Genomic DNA, 22,151 nt, shown 5'->3' on the forward strand with positions numbered 1-22,151 from the left:
GCCCCCGGCGGGTTTCTTCTCGGCGGCCGGCGGGGGGCGCGCCAACTCCCGGGCGGGCGCGGGGGGGGGGGGCCCGGCGCCGCAGGTGTGTGTCAGCCGCAGTAGCGGATCAGCCACTCGTCCGGGTGGTAGGTGTTCCGTGCCGGGTCCGGCAGGGTCGCCGGCCTGGTCTCCACGGTGTCCTCCGGGCGGATCCGCTCGGGCAGGGTGCCGAAGCGGCTGCGGCGGTGTTCCGCCGCGTCGGTGGAGTCCTGGGCGGCTCCCCGGGACTCGGTGCGTTGTGTCATCTCGTCCTCCCGTCTGCGCGGGCGTCCCCCGTCGTCGTGCACAACGTCCGCGTGCCCAGGGTTGGTTCCCGGCCACCCGCGGACCGAATCCGTTGCCATCCCGCAGGAACCGGGCCCCGCGCCGGGACCCGGTTCCCGCCCGTGCCGCTCAGGCCCCGCAGGACCGCAGGAAGCGCCGGGTGCGCACGGCGATCGGCAACGGCTTGTCCGGCTCGCACGGGTACATGTCCTGCTCGACGATCGCGAACAGATCCACGCCCAGCCGCTGCGCCGCCTCCAGCACCGGCCCCAACTCGGGCACCCCGGACGGCGGTTCGCACATCACACCGCGCTGCACGGCCGGGCCGAAGGGGACCTCGTGCGCCACCACGTCGGCGAGGATCCGCGGGTCGACCTGCTTGAGGTGCAGATAGCCGATGCGCTCGCCGTAGGTCTCGATCAGCTTGACGCTGTCGCCGCCGCAGTAGGCGTAGTGCCCGGTGTCCAGGCACAGGTTGACCAGCTCGGAGTCGGTCGAGTCCAGGAAGCGCTCGACGTGCCGCTCGGTGTCGATGTGGGTGTCGGCGTGCGGGTGCACGACGATGTCGAGGCCGTAGGTCTCCCTGACCTCGTGGCCGAGCCGCTCCATGCCCTTGGTCAGGTGCGCCCACTGCTCGGCGGTCAGCTCCGGCGGCTCCAGGATCTCGGCGGTCTTGTCGTCCCGCCAGAAGGAAGGGATGACCACCAGGTGCCGGGCGCCCATCGCCTGGGTGAGCGCGGCGACCTGGCCGACGTGGGCCCAGGTCTCCTCCCAGACGGCGGGTCCGCGGTGCAGGCCGGTGAAGACCGTGCCCGCCGAGACCTTCAGGTTGCGCCGGGCGAGCTCCTCGGTGAGCCGGGCCGGGTCGGTCGGGAGGTAGCCGTAGGGGCCCAGTTCGATCCAGTCGTAGCCGGCCTCGGCGACCTCGTCCAGGAAGCGTTCCCAGGGGACCTGCCGCGGGTCGTCGGGGAACCAGACGCCCCAGGAGTCGGGGGCCGATCCGACGCGGATCCGGTCGAGGGCGTGGGACATGGTCAGGAGTTCCCTTCCGGCGAGGTCGCCACGGGCGCGGTGAGGTCGTTCTCCTCGGGCAGTTCGTCCACGTCGACGCCGCGCACCTGGGCCAGTTCGTGTTTGAGGGCGGCGAGTTCGGCGCCGCCGGCCATGTGGTTGGTCAGCTCCTCCAGGCTGACCTGGCTGCGGTCGGCGCTCAGCTCCAGGGTGCCGAGGCGCAGGACGCTGAAGTGGTCGCCGACCATGTAGGCGTGGTGGGGGTTGTGGGTGATGAAGATGACGCCGAGGCCGCGGTCGCGGGCGGCGGCGATGTACTTCAGGACCACGCCGGACTGCTTGACGCCGAGGGCGGCCGTCGGCTCGTCCAGGATGAGGACGCGGGCGCCGAAGTGGACGGCACGGGCGATGGCCACGCACTGGCGCTGGCCGCCGGAGAGGGTGCCGATGGGCTGGTCGAGGTCGTCCAGGACGATGCCCATGTTGCGCAGTTCCTCGTCGGCGGTCCGCTTCATCCGGGCGATGTCCAGCCGGCGGACCGGCCAGGGGCCCCGGGTCAGCTCGGAGCCGAGGAAGAAGTTCCGCCAGACGGGCATCAGCGGGACGGTGGCCAGGTCCTGGTAGACGGCGGCGATGCCCTGGGCGAGCGCCTCGCGCGGGCTGCTGAAGCGCACCGGCCGGCCGTCGACGAGGAAGTCGCCCTCGGTGTGCCGGTGCAGCCCGGAGACGATCTTGATGAGGGTGGACTTGCCGGCGCCGTTGTCGCCGAGCACGCAGGTCACCCGGCCGGCGTGCACGGTCAGGTCCACGCCGTGCAGGGCGCGGATGTTGCCGTAGGACTTGCCGGCGCCGCGCAGTTCCACCAGGGGTGTCTCGCCGGTGGGCGGGGTGTCGGCGAGGACGGCGCCGTGCGTTCCGGTGTTCTTGTCGGTCATCGGTTACCTCCGGGTCGCCGTGCGCTGGACCCACAGATTGATCAGGACGGCGCCGAGCAGCATCACGCCGAGGAAGGCCTTGAACCAGTCCGGGTTCCAGCCGGCGTAGACGATGCCCTGCTGCACCATGCCGAACATGAAGGCGCCGAAGACCGTGCCGATCGCCGAGCCGGCGCCGCCGGTGAGCAGACAGCCGCCGATGACGGCCGCGGCGATGTAGATCAGCTCCTGGCCGACGCCCTCGCCGGACTGCACGGTGTTGAAGGAGAACAGGTTGTGCATGCCGACGAACCAGGCGCCGAAGCCGACCAGCATGAACAGGCTGATCTTGGTGAAGCGCACCGGGACGCCGACGGCCCGGGCGCTCTCCTTGTTGCCGCCGACCGCGAAGATCCAGTTGCCGTACCTGGTGCGCAGCAGCACCCAGGTGGCCAGCGCCGCGAAGACCAGCCACCACACCACGGTGATCTTCACCTGCACGCCCCCGACGTCGAAGGACGAGGCGAAGATCCTTCTGGCCTGGTCGAAGCCGTCCATGTCGCTGATGTCGTCGGTGGCGACATTGCCGGTGACCAGCTTGGTCACCGCGAGGTTCACGCCCTGGAGGATCAGGAAGGTGCCGAGGGTGATGAGGAAGCTGGGCAGGCCGGTCCTCACCACCATCCAGCCGTTGAAGAAGCCGATCGCGAGGGACGCGACCAGGGCGACGACCACGCCGGTCCAGACGTTGAGGGTCAGCTGGTAGCTGAGCATGCTGGCGGTGAGCGCCGAGGAGATCACGGCGACGCCGGCGGAGAGGTCGAACTCGCCGCCGATCATCAGCAGGGCGACGGGCAGCGCCATGATCCCGATGGTGGACGACTGGTAGAGGATCGTGGCCATCGAGCTGCCCTGGCGGACGGCGGGCGCGGTGATCAGGAAGAAGACCAGTACGGCGGCGGCGCCGAGGAAGACCCCCACCTCGGGGCGGGCCAGCAGCCGCAGCGCCGGCGAGCGCCGGGCGGTGCGGCCGTCCCGCTGCCCGGGACCGGACGCCGGCTGCCTGCCGAGGGCCGGCTCAGCCTGCTGGGACATGCTCATCACCGGGTCCCCTTCGCGGCGAACTCCGCGACCTTGTCGACATTGGACTTGTCGACGAAGGCCGGGCCGGTGAGCACCGGCTGGACCCCGCCGCCGCTGTAGTTGCCGTTGTACTTGTAGAGCCACAGCGAGTCGACCGCCAGATAGCCCTGGAGGTAGGGCTGCTGATCGACGGCGAACTCGATGGACCCGTTCTGGACGGCCTTGACCAGGTCCTTGTTGAGGTCGAAGGTGGCGATCTTGGCCTTGCTGCCCGCGTCGCCCACCGACTGCACGGCGGTCAGGGCGAACGGGGCGCCGAGGGTGACGACCGTGTCGATGGAACTGTCCTGCTTCAGCTTGGCCGTGATGGTGGACTTCACGGACGGCATGTCGGTGCCGTTCACGTACAGGGTCTCGGTGGTGCCCTTGAACGTCTTCTGCACGCCGCCGCAGCGCTGGGTGAGGCCGACGTTGCCCTGCTCCTGGATGACACAGACGACCTTCTTGGCGCCGGTGGTGTTGAGCTTGTCGCCGAACGCCTCGCCGGCCACGCTCTCGTCCTGCCCGAAGAACTCCAGCAGTCCGAGCTGCTTCCAGTCGCTCAGCCCCGAGTTCAGCCCGACCACCGGGATGCCGGCCTGCCGGGCCTTGCCGAGGACGCCCTTCATCGCGTCGGGCTTGGCCAGGGTGACCGCGATGCCGTCGACCTTCTGGTCGATCGCGTTCTGCACCAGGTTGGCCTGGTTGCCGGCGTTGGGGTCGGCGGAGTAGACCAGCTTGATGTTGTCCTTGGCGGCCGCCGCCTCCGCGCCCTTGCGGACGGTGTCCCAGAAGGTGTCACCGGGGGCCTGATGGGTGACCAGGGCCACCGTCATCCGGGGCGTGTTCGCCTTGCCCGCCGAGGCGTTCTGCGCCGCCTCCTCCGCCTTCTTGCCGCCGTGACTGCTGGCGCAGCCGGCGAGGACGAGGGCTGCCGCGGCGGCCGCGGCCAGGGCCGGGGCCGGTCTGCGGGAGCGGGAGCGAGAAGAGCGGTCCATCTTTCCTGCACCTCACTGTGCGTGCGACGGGGGAGGGACGCTGTTGCGTTGGCACGGGATACAAGTCCCTGGCGGGGCCGCTGTCAATACTTTGTTAAGACATCATTTCACAAGCAGGTCCGAATGTAAGTACAAACCATCCACTCCCCGGCCTTCCGAGGAACCCGCACCGGGCCGCATGAGCCCAGTAGACCGCACCTCACGGCGAACGGCACCGGGCGATCACGCGGACGGCACGGTTCGGGCAAGAGAGGGTCGGGTGCGTGCGGACCTATTGACGCCTGAGCGGACGCGGGGGTGTCATGACGCCCACCTTGTTCGGTCGAGTTGGTTTCTGCCCTCGGCTCCCACAAGGGCTGAGCCGCGCAACCGGCAGGGCACCCGCCCGCGCGCCTCTAGGGTGTCCGGCATGCATAAGAAGATCATCAGGGCGGTGGTGGTCCCGGGAATCCTCGCCGCGCTCGGCGCGACGCTGGCGGGGTGTTCCCAGGGCACGGCCAAGACGGCGGAGAAGCACGGGAGTTCGGGGCTGGGGAACATCCTGGTGGACGGACGGGCCGTCACCGGGTCCCGGCCCTCGGGCCTCGCGAAGGTGCCGTACCGGCGCACCTACACGGACGGCGCGCTGTACGCGCCCGTCACCGGCTACCGCTCGATGGCCTTCGGACAGGCGGGGCTCGAGGCGGTCTACGACGATGTGCTGAGCGCCGGGACCTCGCCGGGGGGTGTGTCGGGGGACGTCCTGACGACCGTCGACGGCCGCGCCCAGCGGGCGGCGTTCGACGCCCTCGGCAAGGAGAAGGGCGCCGCCGTCGCCCTCGACGTACGGACCGGGGCCGTCCTCACCCTGGTGAGCACCCCGTCGTACGACCCGGGGGCGTTCAGCGGAAACCTGACCTCCGACGTCGGCGCCTGGCACCAGGTCACCCGGGACGCCGACGACCCGCTGCTGAACCGGCCCCTGCGCGAGGCGACCGCCCCCGGTGCCACGTTCCACCTGGTGGTCGCCGCCGCCGCGCTGGAGCAGGGGCACTACACCAGCGTGGACCAGGCCACGCACAGCCCGCTGGTGTTCGCGGTGCCGGGCACCACGGCCCGGATCGGCGGCGGCTCCCCCCGGTGCGCGAACGCGTCCCTGCGCACCGCCCTGCGCCTCGCCTGCTCCAACGTCTTCGCCAAGCTGGCGGCGGATCTGGGCCACTCCCGCCTCCGCGCGACGGCCGAGCGGCTCGGTTTCGGCGACGACGCGCTGCGGATCCCGGTCCGGGCCACCCCCAGCGTCTATCCGGCGGATCCGCGGTCGGCCGGGCAGACGGCCCTGACCGGCAACGGCGCCGATGTCACAGTGACGGCCCTGGAGTCGGCGAGGATCTCGGCGGCGGTGGCCGACGGGGGCAGGGCGGCAGCCGCGCACCTGGTCGCACGGGTGCGCCCGGGGAGCGGCGGCGGCGCGCAGCACGGCCTCACCTCCCGAGCCGCCGGCCAGGTCCTCTCCCGGCACACCGCCGACCAGCTCCGCTCGGCCCTCGGCACCGGCACCGGCACCGGCACCGGCACCGGCACCGGCGACGTCACCGGGCTGACCGGCTGGACCACGCTCGCCGGTCACGCCCGGTCCTGGTTCACCGGCTACGGGCAGGACGCCGACGGCCGGCTCGTCGCCGTGGCGGTCTGGACCGAGGCGGCGGTACCGGGCGGGAGCGCGACGGACGACGGGACGCCCGCCGGCCCCGCCGCCCGTGTCGCCGGGCGGATCCTCGCGGCCCTGTCCTGACGCCTGCGGCCCCGGCCGGTCAGATGTCGAGCCCTCCTCGCTTGACCAGCTGGCCGACGATGACGTTCCGCTGGATCTCGTTGGTGCCCTCGCCGACGATCATCAGGGGCGCGTCACGGAAGTAGCGTTCCACGTCGAACTCGGTCGAGTAGCCGTAACCGCCGTGGATGCGTACGGCGTTGAGGGCGATCTGCATCGCGGTCTCGGAGGCGAACAGCTTCGCCATCCCCGCCTCCATGTCGACCCGGCGGCCGGCCTCCGCCTCCCGGGCCGCGTACAGGGTCAGCTGACGGGCGGCGGTCAGGGAGGTCGCCATGTCGGCCAGGTAGTTGCCGACCGACTGGTGCTGCCAGATCGGCTTGCCGAACGACTCCCGTGCCTGCGCGTAGGCGAGCGCGTCCTCCAGCGCCGCCCGGCCCACCCCGAGGGCGCGGGCGGCGACTTGCAGCCGCCCGGTCTCCAGGCCCTTCATCATCTGCCCGAACCCCTTGCCCGACACCCCGCCGAGCACCGCGTCCGCCGGCGCCCGGTAGTCCTCGAAGGTCAGCTCGCAGCTCTCCACGCCCTTGTAGCCGAGCTTGGGCAGGTCGCGGGAGACCGTCAGCCCCGGTCCGTGCTCGGCCAGCAGGATGGAGATCCCCCGGTGTGCCGGACTCGCCTCCGGGTCGGTCCGGCACAGCAGCGCGATCAGCCGCGAGCGGCGGGAGTTGGTGATCCAGGTCTTGGCCCCGTTGACCACATAGCCGTCGGCGTCCCTGCGGGCCACCGTGCGCAGCGCCTGGAGGTCCGAGCCGCCACTCGGCTCGGTCAGGGCCATGGTGGCGCGGATCTCGCCGGTGGCCATCCTGGGCAGATACCGGCGCTTCTGCTCCTCGGTGCCGAAGTGCAGCAGCAGCTTGGCGACGACCGTGTGCCCGCCCATCGCCCCGGCCAGGCTCATCCAGCCGCGGGCCAGCTCCTCGGTGACCAGCACGTAGCAGGGCATGGAGACGGGGGTGCCGCCGTACTCCTCCGGGACGGCGAGCCCGAAGACGCCGAGCCGCTTCATCTGCTCGACCAGCGCCTCGGGATAGGTGTCGGAGTGCTCCAGCTCCCGGACGACCGGTCGGACCTCCTTGTCGACGAAGTCGCGCACCGTGCGCACGACGAACCGCTCGTCCTCGGACAGGATGTCGAGAGTGCTCATGCCGGGTGACCCCCAGTCGTGACGTGTGTGTGCCCGCTGAAAGGGACTGTGGCAGAGGAGCCGGGCGGCGCGCAGGACCTTGATCCGGGCCGGACCGGTTCGCAGGAACCCCTCGGCGTCCGGGCGGAGTTGCCCGCGGTGCCATCATGGGTGCCCATGACGGAGACCACCCGCCCCCGGCACACCTTCGCCCGCGCCCAGGACGGCACCGCTCTGGCCTGCCAGCGGCAGGGCGAGGGCCCCCCGCTGGTGCTCCTCGCCGGGCAGGCCAACAACCACCACTGGTGGGACACCGTCCGGGCGGACTTCCACGCCACGCACTCCACGATCACCCTGGACTACCGGGGCACCGGAGCCAGCGACAAGCCCCACGAGGGGTACTCCACCCGGCGGTTCGCCGACGACGTGATCGCCGTCCTCGACCATCTGGGCATCGAACGGGCCGACGTCTACGGCACCTCCATGGGCGGCCGGGTCGCCCAGTGGGTCGCCGCAGGCCACCCGGACCGGGTACGGCGGCTCGTCCTCGGCTGCACCTCCCCCGGCGGCCCGCACGCCGTCGAACGGGACACCTCGGTGCGGCGCGCCCTGGCCGGGCCCGACCCGGAGGCCGTACGGCAGACCCTGACCGATCTGATGTGCTCCCCCGCCTGGCAGGCGGCCCACCCCGGCCCGTACACCACCCTCGGCGACCCCGGCATGCCGCCACACGCCCGGCGCGGTCATCTTCTCGCCAGCAACGGCCACGACGCCTGGGACGCGCTGCCCGCCATCACCGCTCCCACCCTGATCCTGCACGGTGACGAGGACCGCCTCACCCCGCCCGACAACCTGCCCCTGCTCGCCGCCCGCATCCCGGACGCCCGCACCCACCTCTTCCGCGGCGCCCGGCACGCCTACTTCGAGGAGTGCCGGGCCGAGGCGAGCCCACTGGTCACCGCGTTCCTCACCGAGGGCGGGTAGCCGGCGCAGGGCTGCCGGGGTGAATCACCGGCGCATCCGGCCGTACCCCGCATGCCGGTCCGGCGCCGCGCCACTTCACTGAGGTGACGGCCCCAGTGAGCCGACCGGGAGGCGACATGGCTGGACGGATGGCACGCGGCGTGACGGTCGCCGCGCTGGTGGCGCTCGTCGCCGCGGGGGCGGGCGGCTGCTCGGGCGGCGGCGGGGAGAAGGTGTCCGGTGCCGCGAGCAAGGCGGCTTCCCAGGCCTCCGCGCTCGCCTCCCAGGGCGCCGCGGCCCTCGCCTCCGCCACCGCCGAGGCACGGCGCAAGCTGGACTCGGTCAAGGGCGGCATCGACGCCAAGGACGATGTGAAACTCGGCGCGGTGGGCACGGACAGCGCCGGACGCAGCACGGTCACCGTGACGGCGCACAACACCGCGGACGCCACGAAGTCCTTCGCCGTCCAGGTCGTCTTCCGCGACACCGGCGGGAACCTGCTGGACACGGTGGTCGTCACGGTGCGGGACGTGGCCGCCGGAGCCTCCGCCACCGGCACGGCACGCAGCACCCACACGCTGTCGGGCGGCATCAAGGCCGAGGTCGGCACGGCGCTGCGGTACTGACGGCGGCCACGGTGGAGCAGCCCGACAGCACGCTCACGACGCGTCAGGTCCTGCTGAGTCCCGGATACCTGCGGCTGCTGGTGCTCTGCCTGCTGCTCGGGGTGCCCATCGCGCTCGCGTCCTTCTTCTTCGTCGGTCTCCAGCACACCGTCCAGCACCAGATCTGGGAGGTGCTGCCGCAGGCCGTCGGATACCACCGCGCCCCCTGGTGGTGGCCCCTGCCGGCCCTGCTGCTCGCGGGGCTGATCGTCGCCCTGGTCGTCACCCGGTTTCCGGGCGGGGGCGGTCATGTGCCGGTGCAGGGGCTGGGCGGACCTCCGCTCGGTCCGAAAGCGCTGCCCGGTGTGGCCGTGGCCGCCCTGGCCACGCTTCCGCTGGGCGTCGTCCTCGGCCCCGAGGCACCGCTGATGGCCGTCGGCAGCGGGCTCGCGCTGCTCGCCGTACGCGCCCTGCAACAGGCCCCCGACGCGCCGGGCACGCCGGTACTCGCCACCGCCGGGTCCACCGCGGCCATCTCCACCATTCTGGGCGGCCCGCTGACGGGTGCCGTCATGGTCGTCGAAGGGGCCGGGCTCGGCGGCAGCCGGCTCGTCGTGCTGCTGCTGCCCTGCCTGCTCACGAGCGCCGCCGGATCGCTGGTCTTCACCGGCTTCGGCCACTGGACGGGCCTGTCGACCGGTGCGCTGGCCCTGCCCCGGCTGCCGCCGGACACCGTCCCGGACGCGGGTGACTTCCTGTGGGGGGTTCCGCTCGCCGTGCTCATCGCCCTCCTCATCGCGGCGGCCCGGGCACTCGGCCGGCGTACCCACCGTCTGGTCAGCGGGCACACCGTCATGGCGACCGTGGCCTGTGCCGTGGCGGTGGGCGGGTGCCTCGCCTGCTATGCGCTGCTGACCGGCCGCTCCCCGGAGGAGGCCGCGCTGTCCGGCCAGCAGACCCTGGGCCGGCTCGCCGGCCAGCCGAGCGCCTGGCCGGTCGCCGCCCTCGTCGCCCTGGTCGCGTGCAAGGGCCTGGCCTGGGCGCTCTGTCTGGGCGCGATGCGCGGTGGCCCGATCTTCCCGGCCCTGCTGATCGGTGCGGCCACGGCCGTCGCCTGCGCGCCGCTGCCCGGCCTCGGTACGACGCCGGCACTCGCCCTGGGCATGGCGGCGGCGGCCGCGGCGGTCACCGGGCTGCCGCTGACCAGCGCGGTGCTGGCGGTGCTGCTGCTCGGTGCCGACGCGCGCCAGCAGATGCCGCTGATCGTGATCGCGTCCGTCGTCGCCTTCGTCACCGTGCAGCTGCTGCCGGTGGAGCGGCGAGGGAGGCGTGCCCCGGGCCGGACGGCCGGGCGGGCGGTACGGCGATGACCGGGGCGGATGCCGGGAGCGGGCGCGGGCAGCGCCGCTGGCAGCCCGTGTTCATCGCCGTGCTCCTGGTGGCCGTGATGGTCACGGGCTACTTCCTGCTGCCACTCGACGGCATCGGTCCGGAGCGGCCCAGGCTGAGCTGGGCGCTCTTCGTCGTCGTGCTGGCCGCGATCGCCAGTCTGATCCTGCGGCAGATCGGCGACATCCTCCGCGACCGGCCGGACGTCCACCCCGCACTCGTCATCCCCGTCCTGATGTCCCTGGCCATCCTGGTCTTCGCCGGCACCTACTTCGTGCTCGCCCGGCAGCCGGGCGAGGTGCCCGGGCTGCACACCCGTCTCGACGCCCTCTACTTCACCCTCGTCACGGTGGCCACCATCGGCTACGGCGACATCACGCCGCACGGCCAGACCGCCCGGCTCGTGGCCATCCTCCAGATCCTGTACACGTTCGTCTTCCTCACCGCCGCGGCGGCCTCGCTGAGCAGACGGGTCCAGGCCAGGGCCGCGGCCCGCCCCGGACGCCACGAGGACGACCGCTGAGTCAGCGGGCGGCCGTCACCAGGTCTCGGACTCCGCCGAGGCGAGGGACACGGGCTCCTCGCGGCCGCGGCCGGCCCGCAGACGCATCGCCGGCACCGGCAGCACGAGCACCGAGATCATCGCGGCCCCGACCAGCGCCGCCGCCTCGCCGGTGCGCAGCACCTTCTGGTCCACGCCGATGGTGGTGATCGCGACGACGAGCGGGAGGCAGGTGGCGGCGAAGAGGGTGAGCGTCGCGCGGTCGGCCCGGCGCAGCCCGCGCGGGGCCAGGAGGTACACCGGGCCGCCCCGCACCAGGAGGAACAGCAGCAGGAACACCGGCAGCAGGGCGAGGGCCCGCCCGTCGTGGAGCAGGGCGTGCAGGTCGAACTCGATCCCGGTGACGATGTAGAAGAGCGGCACCAGGAAGCCGAAGCCGAGCGCCTCCACCCGGCCGAGGACCTCGGCGCTGTGCTCGGGCGAGGCGCCGTGCAGCACCAGACGGGTGAGGACGCCGGCGGCGAAGGCGCCGAGCAGGATGTCCAGGCCGAAGACCTCCGCGAGGCCCAGCATCCCGGCCAGGAGCAGCATGACGAAGCGGACGGCGAACTGCCCGCTGCTGTGCAGGGTGGTGTCGGTCAGCCGGGAGAACCAGGGCGGGCGCGGGCGCAGCGCCCAGAACACGGCGCCCGTGGTGAGCGCCGCGAAGGCGACCAGGAGCACCGTCGACTCGCCCGGCTTGCGGCCGCTGAGCAGCAGCGCGATGGCGACCACCGGCCCGAACTCGCCGACCGCGCCGAACGCCGCCATCACCGTGCCGAAGGGGCTGCGCAGGTCGCCGTCGTCCCGCAGGATCGGCAGCACCGTGCCCAGCGCCGTACTGGTCAGGGCGGTGCCGATGACGAAGGCCTTGAAGGTGTCCCCGCCGGCGACGGCGAAGCCCAGACCGATACCGAGCACGAGGGAGCACAGCCAGGCACCCAGGGCGCGGCGCAGGGTGCCGCCCCGGACCGCCGCGAAGTCGATCTCGTACCCGGCGAGGAAGATCAGCATGGCGAGTCCCAGGTCGGACAGGGTGTCGATGACCTGGTCGGGACGGGCCCAGCCGAGCACAGCGGGGCCGACGGCGATCCCGAGGGCGATCTCGAAGATGACCAGCGGCACGCGGATCAGGCGCGCGGCGCTCTCCGCGAGCAGCGGCGCGAGCACCGCCGCGGCCATGATCAGGACCAGGGTCCCCGGATGCGCCATGAGGCCCGATTACACCGCAGCTCTTCGGCCGAGAGAAGGCGACACATCGTCGACGCAGGTGAGATACGACGAAGGGCCTCGTCCCACCGAAGTGGAACAAGGCCCTGACCCGGGAAAACCCCCGGGCACTCTGTCGGGACGACAGGATTTGAACCTGCGACCCCTTGACCCCCAGTCAAGTGCGCTACCAAGCTGCGCCACGTCCCGATGCGCCGTCCCACGGTGTCCCGCGTGATCGCGCGAACAGAACTTTACCCCACGCTCGGGGGTGCGCCGAAGAGGGTCCGCGGGAGCGGGGCGCACGGCGGTGGAGAATCGGCCGTATGACGAACGTGAGCGGTGCGGAGGCCAGGGACCGGGACGGGGACGGGCGGGCCCGCAGCGCGCGGCCCCGGGACGGGCTGGGGCGGCCGCTGCCGTACGGTGCCCAGGGCGTGCCGCGGCAGCCCGAGGGGGTGGTGCGGGCGCCCGGGGAGACGGTCGCGGAGGCCCAGGAGCTGCTGGACGCGGGCCGGCCGTTCCACGCGCACGAGGTGTTCGAGGACGCCTGGAAGTCGGGGCCGGAGGAGGAGCGCGGGCTGTGGCGGGGGCTGGCCCAGCTGGCGGTGGGGCTCACGCACGCGGCGCGGGGGAACGCCGTGGGCGGGGCCCGGCTGCTGCGGCGCGGCGCGGGCGGGGTCGAGGAGTGGGAGCGGGAGCGGGGTGAGGACTGGCCGTACGGGCTGGACCTCGCGGGGCTGGCCCGCTGGGCGCGGGAGCTGGCCGCCCGGGTGGAGCGCGAAAACGCTCCGGTGGACGCGCGCGGCGAGGCGCCCCGGCTCGGTCCCTGAGGCCGGCGGCGAGGCGCCCCGGTTCGGTCCGTGACGTTGATGGCGCGGCGCTCCGGCCCGGTTCCCGGGGCCGGCGGGCGGTCGGCGGGGCCGCGTCCGGAGGCGATGGAGGCGTTGTCAGTGGCATGCGGCAGACTCGGGGCGTGCGAAAGATTCATGTCATCGGTATCGGCGCGGGCGACCCCGACCAGCTGACCCTCCAGGCGGTCAAGGCGCTGCGGAGCACGGACGTGTTCTTCCTGCTCGACAAGGGCGAGGTGAAGAGCGATCTCACCCAGCTCCGCCGGGACATACTGGACGCGCATCTGCCCGCGGGGTCGTACCGGGTGGTGGAGGCCCGGGACCCGGAGCGGGACCGCCGCGCGGGCGGGGCCGCGTACTCGCCGGCCGTCGAGGACTGGCGCAGCGCCCGCGCCGGTATCTACGAGCAGCTGATCGCCGAGGAGCTGGGCGAGGACGGCACCGGCGCCTTCCTGGTGTGGGGGGACCCCGCGCTGTACGACAGCACGCTCGGGATTCTCGAGGAGATCCTGGAGCGCGGGTCGGTGGGGTTCGAGTACGACGTCGTGCCCGGCATCAGCAGCGTCTCCGCGCTGGTCGCCCGGCACCGCACGGGGCTGAACCGGGTGGCAAGGCCGGTGCAGATCACCACCGGGCGGCGGCTCGCCGAGGGCTTCCCGGAGGGGGTGGACGACGTGGTGGTGATGCTCGACGCCCACCAGGCCTTCCGGCAGTACACCGGGGAGGACATGGACATCTACTGGGGCGCGTACATAGGCACCCCGGACGAGATCCTCGTGTCCGGGCCGCTCGCCGAGGCCGCGCCGCGCATCGAGCGGCTGCGGGCGGAGGCACGTGAGCGCAAGGGCTGGATCATGGACACCTATCTGCTGCGCCGGCACCCCGGCAGCTCCTGACCCCACCCGGGCGGGCCGCCCCGCATGCGTGACTGATCCACCCGTGTGATCGTGGCCTCGTGGCAGTCACCGAGGAGAACGAAGCGTCCCGGCAGACCCCGGATTCCGCACCGGCCGCCGCCGAGCCGCCGGTGCTGGACGTCCGGCGGCGCAACGTCGTCTTCCTGACGATCGTGCTCGGCATGCTGCTCGCGGCGCTCGACCAGACGATCGTGGGCACGGCCCTGCCGACGATCGTGTCCGATCTGGGCGGCGCCGCGCACATGTCGTGGGTGGTCACCTCGTATCTGCTCGCGGAGACCGTGGCGACCGTGCTGGTCGGCAAGTTCGGCGACCAGTTCGGCCGCAAGGCCGTCTTCCAGGTGTCCACGATCGTGTTCATCGCGGGTTCGTTCCTGTGCGGCCTGGCCACCGACATGCCGCTGCTGATCGCGTGGCGGGCGGTGCAGGGGATCGGCGCGGGCGGTCTGATGGTGACGTCGATGGCGCTCATCGCGGACGTCATCCCGCTGCGGGAGCGCGGCAAGTACCAGGGTGCCATCGGCGCGGTGTTCGGGGTGGCGACGGTCATCGGGCCGCTGCTGGGCGGCCTGTTCACCGACCACGCCTCCTGGCGGTGGGCGTTCTACGTCAACGTGCCCATCGCCGTGGTCGTGGTGATCGCCGCCGCGCGCACCATCCCGGTGGTGCGGTCGGCGTCCCGGCCGGTCATCGACTACCCGGGCATCGCGCTGGTCGCGGTCGGCGCGAGCGCGCTGATCCTGGCGACGAGCTGGGGCGGCACCGAGTACGCCTGGACCTCGGGGGTCATTCTCGGGCTGTTCGCGGGCGGTGCGGTGGCGCTCGCGCTGTTCTGCTGGGTGGAGACCCGGGCCCGGGAACCGATGCTGCCCATGCGGCTGTTCGGCAACCCGGTGTTCACGGTCTGCTCGGTGCTCAGCTTCATCGTCGGCTTCGCGATGCTCGGCGCGATGACCTACCTGCCGAGCTATCTCCAGTACGTCGACGGCGACTCGGCCACGGTCTCCGGGGTGCGGACGCTGCCGATGGTCGTCGGGCTGCTGATCGCGTCGGTCTTCAGCGGCAATGTGGTCAGCAAGACCGGCAAGTACCGGCTGTTCCCGGTCGTGGGCGCGCTGGTGATGGGCGCCGGGCTGTATCTGATGTCCCTGATGGGGCCGGGCACGGGGACGGCGCTGGAGTCGCTGTACATGTTCGTGCTGGGCACCGGGATCGGCCTGTGCATGCAGGTGCTCACCATCGCCGTGCAGAACACCGTGGCCTACGCCGACCTCGGCACCGCGACCTCCGGGGTGACCTTCTTCCGCACGCTGGGCAGTTCGTTCGGCACCGCCGTGTTCGGCACCATCTACACCAACGCGCTCGCCCCGAACCTGCGCGACGGCATCGGCGCGGCCGTGCGGGCGGGCGGCGTGGACGCGGCGACGGTGACCCGGGCGGCCACCAGCCCCACCGGCCTGCACCGGCTGCCCGCCCCGGTCGCCGCGCCGATCGTGCAGGCGTACGCGGACACCATCCAGACGGTGTTCCTGTGGACGGTGCCGGTCGCGGGACTGGGCTTCCTGGTGGCCCTGTTCCTCAAGCAGGTGCCGCTGCGGGACAGCGCGCGGATGGGTTCGACCGACATGGGCGAGGGCTTCGCCTCCCCGCACGGGCCGGACTCGCAGCGAGTGCTGGAGGCCGCCGTGGCGAAGATCATCGGCGGTACCGATCTGGAGACCGGCCGGCGGATCATCCGCGAGTCCGACACCCGGCTGGATGTCGCCGGGGCCTGGGCGGTGATGCAGGTGGAGCTGCTGAACCGGCTGGTGGGGCATGCGAGCCTCGGGCTGGTCGCGGGCCGCCGCCATCTGCCGCCGGAGGTGCTGCTGCCGGTGTTCGACCGGATGGTCGACGAGGGCTATCTGACCCGGCACGGCTCCCTGCTGAGCCACACCCCGGCGGGCCGCCGCGAGGCCGAGGTGATCAGCCATGCGTGGGGCACCTGGCTGGCGGACCGGGTGCAGCGCGACATCGGCCACCCGGCGGCCGCCGATCTGCGCGCGGCCGTGGACACCATCGCCAAGCGGCTGCTGGTGGAGGACCTGAGCAACGGTCTCCCCCAGCGCACGGCGGCCGAACCGGAGCCGAGCGGGGCGCGCTGAGACCCGGGTGCGCGCACGCCGGGCGGCCCTTGTGCGGCCGCGGTGGTCACCCGGGGACGAGCCCCAGCCGGGCCAGCACGCCCGCCGTGTCGGGCACCGCGGTGACGCCCGCGGGCAGCGGTGGCCGGCGTACGACGACCACGGGCAGCGCGAGTTCGCGGGCGGCCGTCAGCTTCGCGGCCGTCGCCTCGCCGCCGCTGTCCTTGGTGACCAGGACCTCGATCCGGTGGCGGCGCAGCAGATCCGTCTCCTCGGCGATCGTGAACGGGCCGCGGGCGAGGAGCACGTCGGTGGACGGCGGCAGGGGCGGCTCGGGCGGTTCCACCGAGCGGGCGACGAAGTGCAGGTCCGTCAGGTGGGCGAAGGCGGCGAGGCCGAGGCGCCCGGTGCTGAGGAAGACCCGCCGGCCGAGGCCGGGCAGCGCGTCGGCGGCGCCGGCCAGGGACGGGACGTCGTACCAGCGGTCGCCGGGGCCGGGCCGCCAGCCGGGGCGGCGCAGCACGACCGCCGGTGTCCCGGTGGCCGCCGCCGCGCGGGCCGCGTGGGCGGTGATCGCCTCGGCGAAGGGGTGGGTGGCGTCGACCAGGGCGTCCACCCGGTGGGTGCGCAGCCACTCGGCCAGGCCCTCCGCGCCGCCGAAGCCGCCGGTGCGCACCTCGCCCGGGACCGCTGCGGGCCGGGTGACCCGGCCGGCCAGGGAGGTGGTGACCCGGATGCCGGGCCGGGCCGCGAGATCGGCGGCGAGCCGTCGGGCCTCGGTGGTACCGCCGAGGATCAGCACGTGCGTGGGCATGGGGGTGAGCGTACGAGGTCGTGAGGGCCCGACCGGCGCCCGGGTCGCTACCGTCGGAGGATGGAGTCCCTCGCGTCCGTGCGTGCCGTGCTGATCGACATCGACGGTGTCCTCACCGTCTCCTGGAAGCCGCTGCCCGGTGCGGTGGCGGCGCTGCGCCGGATCCGCGCGGCGGGTCTGCCCGTGGCGCTGGTGACCAACACGACGTCCCGGACCCGGGCGTCGATCGCCGGGGCCCTGGGGGCGGCCGGGTTCGAGGTGGCGGCCGAGGACATCCTGACCGCGCCCGCCGTCACCGCCGTACACCTCGCACAGCGCTACCCGGGCGCCCGCTGTGCGCTGCTGAACAGCGGGGACATCGCGGCGGATCTCGGCGAGGTCACCCTGGTCGAGGACGATCCGGAGGTGGTCGTGCTGGGCGGTGCCGGGCCGGAGTTCGACTACGCGGCGCTCAACCGGGCCTTCGGGCAGCTCCAGCGGGGTGCGCGGCTGGTCGCCATGCACCGCAACCTGTACTGGCGGACCGACGCGGGGCTCCAGCTGGACACGGGGGCGTTCCTGCTCGGGCTGGAGCGGGCGGCCCGGACGGAGGCCGAGGTCACGGGCAAGCCGTCGCGGGCGTTCTTCGAGGCGGCGCTGGCCCGGCTCGGGGTGGCCGCCGGGGAGGCGCTGATGGTGGGCGACGACGTGGAGTCGGACGTGCTCGCCGCCCAGCGGGCCGGACTGACGGGGGTGCTGGTGCGGACGGGGAAGTTCCAGCAGGAGACGCTCGACGGCGCGAGCGGCGCCCCGGACCATGTCCTGGACTCCTTCGCCGACCTGCCGGGGCTGCTGGGACTAACGCAGTAGCAGCTGGACGCCGCCCACGACCGTTGCCGCGATCACGAGTTGTTCGAAGAGTCGCTGGTTGATCCTGTTCACAGCCCATGTGCCGAACAACGCACCGGGCACGACGAACCCGGCGAGCGCGGCGTCGAGCAGCAGCGAACGGCCGTCGATGAGGCCCAGGCCCGCGCTGAACGGCACCTTCGAGACGTTCACGATGAGGAAGAAGAACGCCGACGTGCCCAGGAAGCCCAGCTTCCGGAACCCGGCGGAGAGCAGGTACAGCGACATCACGGGGCCGCCGGCGTTCGCGACCATGGTGGTGAAGCCGCCGAGCACGCCGTACGAGCGGGCCTTCAGCCGGCCCGCCCGGGTCGTCACGGCGTCCGGTGCGTCCCCCGGCCCGTCCGCCCGGCGCCGCCGCCACAGCGTGACCCCGGCCATCAGCAGCAGGATCGCACCGATCGAGGTCCGTACGATCCCGTCGTCGGCCCACAGCAGGAACAGCGTGCCGGCCACCACACCGGCCGCGACCGCCGGGAACAGCCGCCACAGCGTGGGCCAGTGGGCGTGCCGCTGGTAGGTGAGGACGGCGAGCACGTCCCCGGCGATCAGGATGGGCAGCAGCACCCCGGTGGAGGCGCGGGCGGGCAGGACCGCGGCGAAGACGGCGAGGCTGACCGTGTTGGCCCCGCTCACCGCGGTCTTGGAGAAGCCGACGAGCAGGGCCGCGCAGGCGAGCGCCGCGAACCCCCAGCCGGATATGTGCCAGAGCGTCATCGTGTCCATGTGGGGACCGATGCTATGCACATGGATCCGACCGGTGTGCCGCTACCCGGCGTACCGCGTCCGCAGCTCCCGCTTGAGCACCTTCATGCTCGGTCCTAGCGGCAGCGCGTCGGTGAACTCCACACGCCGCGGGTACTTGTGCTTGCCGAGGTGTTCCCTGGACCACTCGGTGATCCCCGCGGCGTCGGGGGCGGTGTCCCCGGCCGGTACGACGACCGCGCACACCTCCTCGCCGTGCAGTTCGTCGGGCAGGCCGATGACGGCGACCTGGGCGATGCCGGGGTGGCGCATCAGGACCTCCTCGACCTCCCGCGGGTAGACGTTGTAGCCGCCGCGGATGATGACGTCCTTCTTGCGGTCGACGATGCGGAGGAACCCCTCCTCGTCCTTGGTGCCCAGGTCACCGGTGCGGAACCAGCCGTCGACCAGGGCCTCGGCGGTGGCCTCCGGGCGGCCGAGGTAGCCGGAGAAGACGTTGTGGCCGCGGATGACGACCTCGCCCAGCTCGCCGGGCGGCAGCAGTTCGATGCGGCCCTCGGTCTCCGCGCGGGCGATCTCCACGTCGACGCCCCACAGCGGATGGCCGATGGTGCCGGCCTTGGTGCCGAACACCGGCTGGTTGACGGTGGCCGTGGGCGAGGTCTCCGACAGCCCGTACCCCTCGTAGATCCGCGTCCCGAAGGCGGTCTCGAACCGCTCCAGCACGGCCACCGGGAGCGAGGCCCCGCCCGAGATGCACAGGCGCAGGGCGGGCAGTTCCGCGGCGTCGGCGGCGGCCGCGGCCAGCGCCACGAACATGGTGGGCACGCCCTGGAAGGTGTTCACGCGCTCGCGCACCATCAGCTCGATCGCGCGGGCCGCGTCGAAGCGGGGCAGCAGCACCAGGGTGGCGCCCGCCCGCCAGGTGGAGTTGAGCGAGACGGTCTGGCCGAAGGCGTGGAACAGCGGCAGGGCGCCGAGCGCGATGTCGTCGGCGCGGACGTCGTTGGCGTCGAAGGCGTTGACGGTCGCGTTCATCACCAGGTTGAAGTGGCTGAGCACGGCGCCCTTGGGGACGCCGGTCGTGCCGCTGGTGTAGAAGACCACGGCGGGGTCGTCGGCGGCGCGGGTGGTGTACGACGGCAGCGGCTCGGCGTCGGCCGCGAGCGTCGCGAACTCCTCGCCCAGGGTGACCACGCGGATGCCGAGCGCCTCGGCCGCGGCGCGCCCGGTGTCCGCCTGGGCCGGGTGGACGAGCAGCAGGCCGGCGCCGCTGTCCCGCAGGACGTGCTCGACCTCGCCCACCGACAGCAGCAGGTGCACGGGGACGACGACACCGCCCGCCGCGGCGATCGCGTAGTAGGCGAGGGGGAACTCCGCGGTGTTGGGGGCCATGAGGGCGACCCGGTCGCCCGGCCGGACGCCGAGGGCGGTGAGCGCGCCCGCCCGGGCGAGGGCCCGCCGCCACGCCTCGGCGAAGGTCAGCCGCAGGTCCCCTTCGACGAGGGCGGTCTTGTCGGGTCGGCGCCGGGCGTTCTCGGCGAGAATGGCGGCGACGGACAGGGTTGCCATGGAGTGCTGCTCCGTTTCCTTCTGCGGCTGGTGTACCGGATTCCCTTGGCGGGACCCCCCGTTGGGACTGCGCCGAGGAGTGGCTCTAGTGCCGTTCGACCAGCAGTGTGCTGCCCTGTCCGACGCCCACGCACATCGTCGCCAGGCCCCGGGCCGCGCCCGTGCGCCGCATGCGGTGCAGCAGGGTGGTCAGGATGCGGGCCCCGGAGCAGCCGAGGGGGTGGCCGAGGGCGATGGCGCCGCCGGTCGGGTTGACCAGGTCGGGGTCGATGCCCAGCTGGTCGACGCAGGCGAGCGCCTGGGCGGCGAACGCCTCGTTGAACTCGGCCTCCTGGACGTCGCCGATCGCCCAGCCGGCCCGGGCCAGCGCCTTGCGGGTGGCGGGGACCGGGCCGATGCCCATCACGTCCGGGTGGACACCGGCGGAGGCGCCCGCGACATAGCGGCCCAGGGACTCCAGGCCCAGTTCGTTCAGGGCCTCCTCGCTGACCAGCAGCAGTCCGGCGGCGCCGTCGTTCATCGGCGAGGCGTTGCCCGCGGTGACCGTGCCGCCCTGCCGGAACACCGGCTTCAGCCGGGAGAGCTTCTCCAGCGAGGTGTCCTCACGGACGCACTCGTCCTGCTCCACCACGATCCCGTCCGGCCGCTCCACGGAGAGGAGTTCGTCGTCGAAGTGCCCGTTCTTGCGGGCGGCGGCGGCGAGTTGGTGGCTGCGCAGCGCGAACGCGTCCTGCCGGTCGCGGGAGACGCCGTACCGGGCGGCGACCTCCTCGGCGGTCTCGCCCATGGACAGCAGGCCGTGCAGCTCCTTCATGGCCGGGTTGACCAGGCGCCAGCCGAGCCGGGTGTCGTAGGTCTCGATGCGCGGCGGCAGCGCCTCGTCGGGGCGGGGCAGGACGAAGGGGGCGCGGCTCATGGACTCGGAGCCGCCGGCGATCACGATGTCCGCCTCGCCCGCCGCGATGGTCCGGGCGGCGAGGGTGACCGCCTCCAGGCCGGAGGCGCAGAGCCGGTTGACGGTGGCGCCGGGCACGGACTCGGGCAGTCCGGCGAGCAGGGCGGCCATCCGGGCGGCGTTGCGGTTGTCCTCGCCGGCCTGGTTGGCGGCGCCCCAGTAGACGTCGTCGATCCGGGCCGGGTCGAGGGCGGGCACGTCGTTCACCAGCCGGCGGATGACGGTCGCGGCCAGATCGTCGGGGCGCACGGAGGAGAGGGCTCCGCGCAGCTTGCCGATGGGGGTGCGGCGGGCGGCCGCGAAGTGAACGGGACGCACGGGTGTGACTCCTGACCGACGACGCTGTGGATCAGCTGGCTGGGTGTGTTCGGCAGCACGGTTAATTAGCACTGCTAGTTTTAGACTATAGACCTCGGACCGGCCCGCTGGGAAGATCCCCCGGAACCTTCACCGAGGCACCTGGAGGAGATATGCCCCACGTCCGCGAGCATGCCCCGGACGGGATCGCCGTACGCGAGTGGCCGCACCCGGAGCCCCGCTTCCTGGCCCTCGTCGTGCACGGGTACGCCGAGCACGCGGGCCGGTACGACGAACTGGCGGGCGTGCTCGGCGGGCACGGCGCGGCGGTGTACGCGCCCGACCACCGGGGGCACGGCCGGTCGGCCGGCGAGCGGGTGCTGATCGAGGACTTCGAGGACGTGGTCACCGAGGTGCACACGGTGGCCGAGTCGGCCCGGGCCGCGCACCCCGGGCTGCCGCTGGTCCTCGTCGGCCACTCGATGGGCGGCCTGATCTCGGCCCGTTACGTCCAGCGGTACGGCGCGGAGGTGAGCGCGCTGATCCTCTCGGGGCCGGTGATCGGGGCCTGGGAGCTGCCCGGGCGGCTGCTGGCCCTGCCCGAGATCCCGGACACCCCGATCAGCCCGGCCGCGCTCTCCCGCGACCCCGCGGTGGGCGCCGCGTACGCCGCCGATCCGCTGGTCTGGCACGGGCCGATGAAGCGGCCGACGCTGGAGGCGTTCGCCCGCACCCTGGAGACGGTCGCCCGGGGCGGCGACGCGGGCGGCGTACCGGTGCTGTGGCTGCACGGCGACGACGACCGGCTGGTGCCGCTGCCCGGCAGCCGGATCGGCGTCGAGCGGCTGAGCGGCGGCCGGCTGACCGAGCGGATCTTCCCCGGGGCCCGGCACGAGGTGTTCAACGAGACGGTCAAGGAGGAGGTCTTCGCCGAGGTGACCGGCTTCCTGGACCAGGTCCTGCCCCGCTGACCAGGCCGGTTTTGCCCCCTTTGGCGATGGGCACCCGCCTGGGGACGAAAGACCGAAG

The 22,151-nt window shown here is 73.0% G+C and carries 21 protein-coding genes and 1 tRNA gene; 10 read left to right on the forward strand and 12 right to left on the reverse strand.

The window, feature by feature from the left end; all coding sequences use genetic code 11:
- Positions 1–92 precede the first annotated feature (92 nt).
- The 5 genes from ACFVIU_RS27450 to ACFVIU_RS27470 form a co-directional block, all read right to left on the reverse strand.
- Positions 93–287, reverse strand: a complete 195-nt coding sequence (locus ACFVIU_RS27450; RefSeq protein ID WP_385845744.1) for a hypothetical protein — start codon at positions 285–287, stop codon at positions 93–95.
- Between the two features lie 148 nt (positions 288–435).
- On the reverse strand, positions 436–1,338 hold the full coding sequence (locus ACFVIU_RS27455) for a sugar phosphate isomerase/epimerase family protein (protein ID WP_385845745.1): 903 nt from the start codon (positions 1,336–1,338) through the stop codon (positions 436–438).
- Between the two features lie 2 nt (positions 1,339–1,340).
- On the reverse strand, positions 1,341–2,252 hold the full coding sequence (locus ACFVIU_RS27460; RefSeq protein WP_385845747.1) for an ATP-binding cassette domain-containing protein: 912 nt from the start codon (positions 2,250–2,252) through the stop codon (positions 1,341–1,343).
- 3 nt (positions 2,253–2,255) lie between these two features.
- A complete protein-coding gene (locus ACFVIU_RS27465) occupies positions 2,256–3,332 on the reverse strand; it encodes an ABC transporter permease (protein WP_385845748.1) in 1,077 nt (358 codons plus the stop codon).
- Complete coding sequence (locus ACFVIU_RS27470) at positions 3,332–4,351, reverse strand: sugar ABC transporter substrate-binding protein (protein WP_385845750.1); 1,020 nt, start codon at positions 4,349–4,351, stop codon at positions 3,332–3,334. The genes ACFVIU_RS27465 and ACFVIU_RS27470 overlap by 1 nt, the downstream gene beginning before the upstream one ends.
- A 409-nt stretch (positions 4,352–4,760) precedes the next feature.
- On the opposite strand from ACFVIU_RS27470, the gene ACFVIU_RS27475 reads away from it, so the two are divergent.
- Positions 4,761–6,125: a penicillin-binding transpeptidase domain-containing protein gene (locus tag ACFVIU_RS27475; RefSeq protein WP_385845751.1), complete on the forward strand. Its 1,365-nt coding sequence runs from the start codon at positions 4,761–4,763 to the stop codon at positions 6,123–6,125.
- A gap of 19 nt (positions 6,126–6,144) precedes the next feature.
- Here ACFVIU_RS27475 and ACFVIU_RS27480 read toward each other — a convergent pair whose 3' ends face one another.
- Positions 6,145–7,311 (reverse strand): acyl-CoA dehydrogenase family protein, encoded by a 1,167-nt coding sequence (locus ACFVIU_RS27480; RefSeq protein WP_385845752.1) that lies wholly within the window; start codon positions 7,309–7,311, stop codon positions 6,145–6,147.
- Between the two features lie 156 nt (positions 7,312–7,467).
- Here ACFVIU_RS27480 and ACFVIU_RS27485 point away from each other — a divergent pair, with 156 nt between their 5' ends.
- The 4 genes from ACFVIU_RS27485 (at position 7,468) to ACFVIU_RS27500 (ending at position 10,770) form a co-directional block, all read left to right on the forward strand.
- The gene (locus ACFVIU_RS27485) at positions 7,468–8,274 is read left to right on the forward strand and encodes an alpha/beta fold hydrolase (RefSeq protein ID WP_385845753.1); all 807 of its coding nucleotides are present in this window, start codon (positions 7,468–7,470) and stop codon (positions 8,272–8,274) included.
- A gap of 116 nt (positions 8,275–8,390) precedes the next feature.
- Positions 8,391–8,879 carry an FxLYD domain-containing protein gene (locus tag ACFVIU_RS27490; protein ID WP_385845755.1) on the forward strand — a complete coding sequence of 163 codons (489 nt, stop codon included), beginning with the start codon at positions 8,391–8,393 and terminating at the stop codon, positions 8,877–8,879.
- Positions 8,880–8,890: 11 nt separating this feature from the next.
- The gene (locus tag ACFVIU_RS27495) at positions 8,891–10,228 is read left to right on the forward strand and encodes a chloride channel protein (protein WP_385845756.1); all 1,338 of its coding nucleotides are present in this window, start codon (positions 8,891–8,893) and stop codon (positions 10,226–10,228) included.
- Positions 10,225–10,770, forward strand: a complete 546-nt coding sequence (locus ACFVIU_RS27500) for a potassium channel family protein (RefSeq protein ID WP_385845758.1) — start codon at positions 10,225–10,227, stop codon at positions 10,768–10,770. Before ACFVIU_RS27495 ends, ACFVIU_RS27500 begins: the two co-directional genes overlap by 4 nt.
- Before the next feature lie 15 nt (positions 10,771–10,785).
- Here the strand turns inward: ACFVIU_RS27500 and ACFVIU_RS27505 are convergent, their stop codons facing one another.
- Both ACFVIU_RS27505 and ACFVIU_RS27510 read right to left on the reverse strand, forming a co-directional pair.
- Positions 10,786–12,000: a cation:proton antiporter gene (locus tag ACFVIU_RS27505; protein ID WP_385845760.1), complete on the reverse strand. Its 1,215-nt coding sequence runs from the start codon at positions 11,998–12,000 to the stop codon at positions 10,786–10,788.
- Positions 12,001–12,133: 133 nt separating this feature from the next.
- Positions 12,134–12,207 (reverse strand) — tRNA-Pro (locus tag ACFVIU_RS27510).
- A 116-nt stretch (positions 12,208–12,323) separates the two neighbouring features.
- Here ACFVIU_RS27510 and ACFVIU_RS27515 point away from each other — a divergent pair.
- The 3 genes from ACFVIU_RS27515 to ACFVIU_RS27525 all read left to right on the forward strand — a co-directional run bounded on the left by ACFVIU_RS27515 (position 12,324) and on the right by ACFVIU_RS27525 (position 15,912).
- Complete coding sequence (locus ACFVIU_RS27515; RefSeq protein ID WP_385845762.1) at positions 12,324–12,830, forward strand: DUF309 domain-containing protein; 507 nt, start codon at positions 12,324–12,326, stop codon at positions 12,828–12,830.
- Between the two features lie 143 nt (positions 12,831–12,973).
- Positions 12,974–13,747, forward strand: coding sequence for a precorrin-6A synthase (deacetylating) (gene cobF, locus ACFVIU_RS27520; protein WP_385845763.1), 774 nt, complete (start codon positions 12,974–12,976; stop codon positions 13,745–13,747).
- A gap of 131 nt (positions 13,748–13,878) precedes the next feature.
- Positions 13,879–15,912 carry an MDR family MFS transporter gene (locus ACFVIU_RS27525; RefSeq protein ID WP_385845867.1) on the forward strand — a complete coding sequence of 678 codons (2,034 nt, stop codon included), beginning with the start codon at positions 13,879–13,881 and terminating at the stop codon, positions 15,910–15,912.
- 46 nt (positions 15,913–15,958) lie between these two features.
- On the opposite strand, the gene ACFVIU_RS27530 is transcribed toward ACFVIU_RS27525, so the two are convergent.
- Entirely contained in the window at positions 15,959–16,705 is a 747-nt protein-coding gene (locus ACFVIU_RS27530) for a cobalt-precorrin-6A reductase (RefSeq protein WP_385845764.1), read from the reverse strand.
- Between the two features lie 60 nt (positions 16,706–16,765).
- Between ACFVIU_RS27530 and ACFVIU_RS27535 the strand changes: the two genes are divergently transcribed.
- The gene (locus tag ACFVIU_RS27535) at positions 16,766–17,554 is read left to right on the forward strand and encodes an HAD-IIA family hydrolase (RefSeq protein ID WP_385845765.1); all 789 of its coding nucleotides are present in this window, start codon (positions 16,766–16,768) and stop codon (positions 17,552–17,554) included.
- Here ACFVIU_RS27535 and ACFVIU_RS27540 read toward each other — a convergent pair.
- The 3 genes from ACFVIU_RS27540 to ACFVIU_RS27550 form a co-directional block, all read right to left on the reverse strand.
- A complete protein-coding gene (locus tag ACFVIU_RS27540; RefSeq protein WP_385845766.1) occupies positions 17,543–18,319 on the reverse strand; it encodes a sulfite exporter TauE/SafE family protein in 777 nt (258 codons plus the stop codon). The two genes, ACFVIU_RS27535 and ACFVIU_RS27540, sit on opposite strands and share 12 nt — an antisense overlap.
- Before the next feature lie 42 nt (positions 18,320–18,361).
- Positions 18,362–19,870 (reverse strand): long-chain fatty acid--CoA ligase, encoded by a 1,509-nt coding sequence (locus ACFVIU_RS27545; RefSeq protein WP_385845768.1) that lies wholly within the window; start codon positions 19,868–19,870, stop codon positions 18,362–18,364.
- An 85-nt stretch (positions 19,871–19,955) separates the two neighbouring features.
- A complete protein-coding gene (locus ACFVIU_RS27550; protein WP_385845769.1) occupies positions 19,956–21,143 on the reverse strand; it encodes a thiolase family protein in 1,188 nt (395 codons plus the stop codon).
- A gap of 152 nt (positions 21,144–21,295) precedes the next feature.
- On the opposite strand from ACFVIU_RS27550, the gene ACFVIU_RS27555 reads away from it, so the two are divergent.
- Positions 21,296–22,093, forward strand: a complete 798-nt coding sequence (locus ACFVIU_RS27555; protein WP_385845770.1) for an alpha/beta hydrolase — start codon at positions 21,296–21,298, stop codon at positions 22,091–22,093.
- The last annotated feature ends 58 nt before the right edge of the window (positions 22,094–22,151 follow it).

This window comes from Streptomyces sp. NPDC127190 (genome assembly GCF_042672505.1).
Lineage (GTDB): Bacteria > Actinomycetota > Actinomycetes > Streptomycetales > Streptomycetaceae > Streptomyces.

Excerpts from the sequence above, each read along its gene's own strand:
- ACFVIU_RS27485 (WP_385845753.1), top strand. The coding sequence starts at position 7,468 with ATGACGGAGACCACCCGCCCCCGGCACACCTTCGCCCGCGCCCAGGAC.
- ACFVIU_RS27515 (WP_385845762.1), top strand. The coding sequence starts at position 12,324 with ATGACGAACGTGAGCGGTGCGGAGGCCAGGGACCGGGACGGGGACGGG.
- ACFVIU_RS27475 (WP_385845751.1), top strand. The coding sequence starts at position 4,761 with ATGCATAAGAAGATCATCAGGGCGGTGGTGGTCCCGGGAATCCTCGCC.
- ACFVIU_RS27490 (WP_385845755.1), top strand. The coding sequence starts at position 8,391 with ATGGCTGGACGGATGGCACGCGGCGTGACGGTCGCCGCGCTGGTGGCG.
- ACFVIU_RS27545 (WP_385845768.1), bottom strand. The coding sequence starts at position 19,870 with ATGGCAACCCTGTCCGTCGCCGCCATTCTCGCCGAGAACGCCCGGCGC.
- ACFVIU_RS27500 (WP_385845758.1), top strand. The coding sequence starts at position 10,225 with ATGACCGGGGCGGATGCCGGGAGCGGGCGCGGGCAGCGCCGCTGGCAG.
- ACFVIU_RS27555 (WP_385845770.1), top strand. The coding sequence starts at position 21,296 with ATGCCCCACGTCCGCGAGCATGCCCCGGACGGGATCGCCGTACGCGAG.
- ACFVIU_RS27505 (WP_385845760.1), bottom strand. The coding sequence starts at position 12,000 with ATGGCGCATCCGGGGACCCTGGTCCTGATCATGGCCGCGGCGGTGCTC.
- ACFVIU_RS27480 (WP_385845752.1), bottom strand. The coding sequence starts at position 7,311 with ATGAGCACTCTCGACATCCTGTCCGAGGACGAGCGGTTCGTCGTGCGC.
- ACFVIU_RS27465 (WP_385845748.1), bottom strand. The coding sequence starts at position 3,332 with ATGAGCATGTCCCAGCAGGCTGAGCCGGCCCTCGGCAGGCAGCCGGCG.
- ACFVIU_RS27450 (WP_385845744.1), bottom strand. The coding sequence starts at position 287 with ATGACACAACGCACCGAGTCCCGGGGAGCCGCCCAGGACTCCACCGAC.
- ACFVIU_RS27530 (WP_385845764.1), bottom strand. The coding sequence starts at position 16,705 with ATGCCCACGCACGTGCTGATCCTCGGCGGTACCACCGAGGCCCGACGG.
- ACFVIU_RS27535 (WP_385845765.1), top strand. The coding sequence starts at position 16,766 with ATGGAGTCCCTCGCGTCCGTGCGTGCCGTGCTGATCGACATCGACGGT.
- ACFVIU_RS27455 (WP_385845745.1), bottom strand. The coding sequence starts at position 1,338 with ATGTCCCACGCCCTCGACCGGATCCGCGTCGGATCGGCCCCCGACTCC.
- ACFVIU_RS27460 (WP_385845747.1), bottom strand. The coding sequence starts at position 2,252 with ATGACCGACAAGAACACCGGAACGCACGGCGCCGTCCTCGCCGACACC.
- ACFVIU_RS27470 (WP_385845750.1), bottom strand. The coding sequence starts at position 4,351 with ATGGACCGCTCTTCTCGCTCCCGCTCCCGCAGACCGGCCCCGGCCCTG.
- ACFVIU_RS27540 (WP_385845766.1), bottom strand. The coding sequence starts at position 18,319 with ATGGACACGATGACGCTCTGGCACATATCCGGCTGGGGGTTCGCGGCG.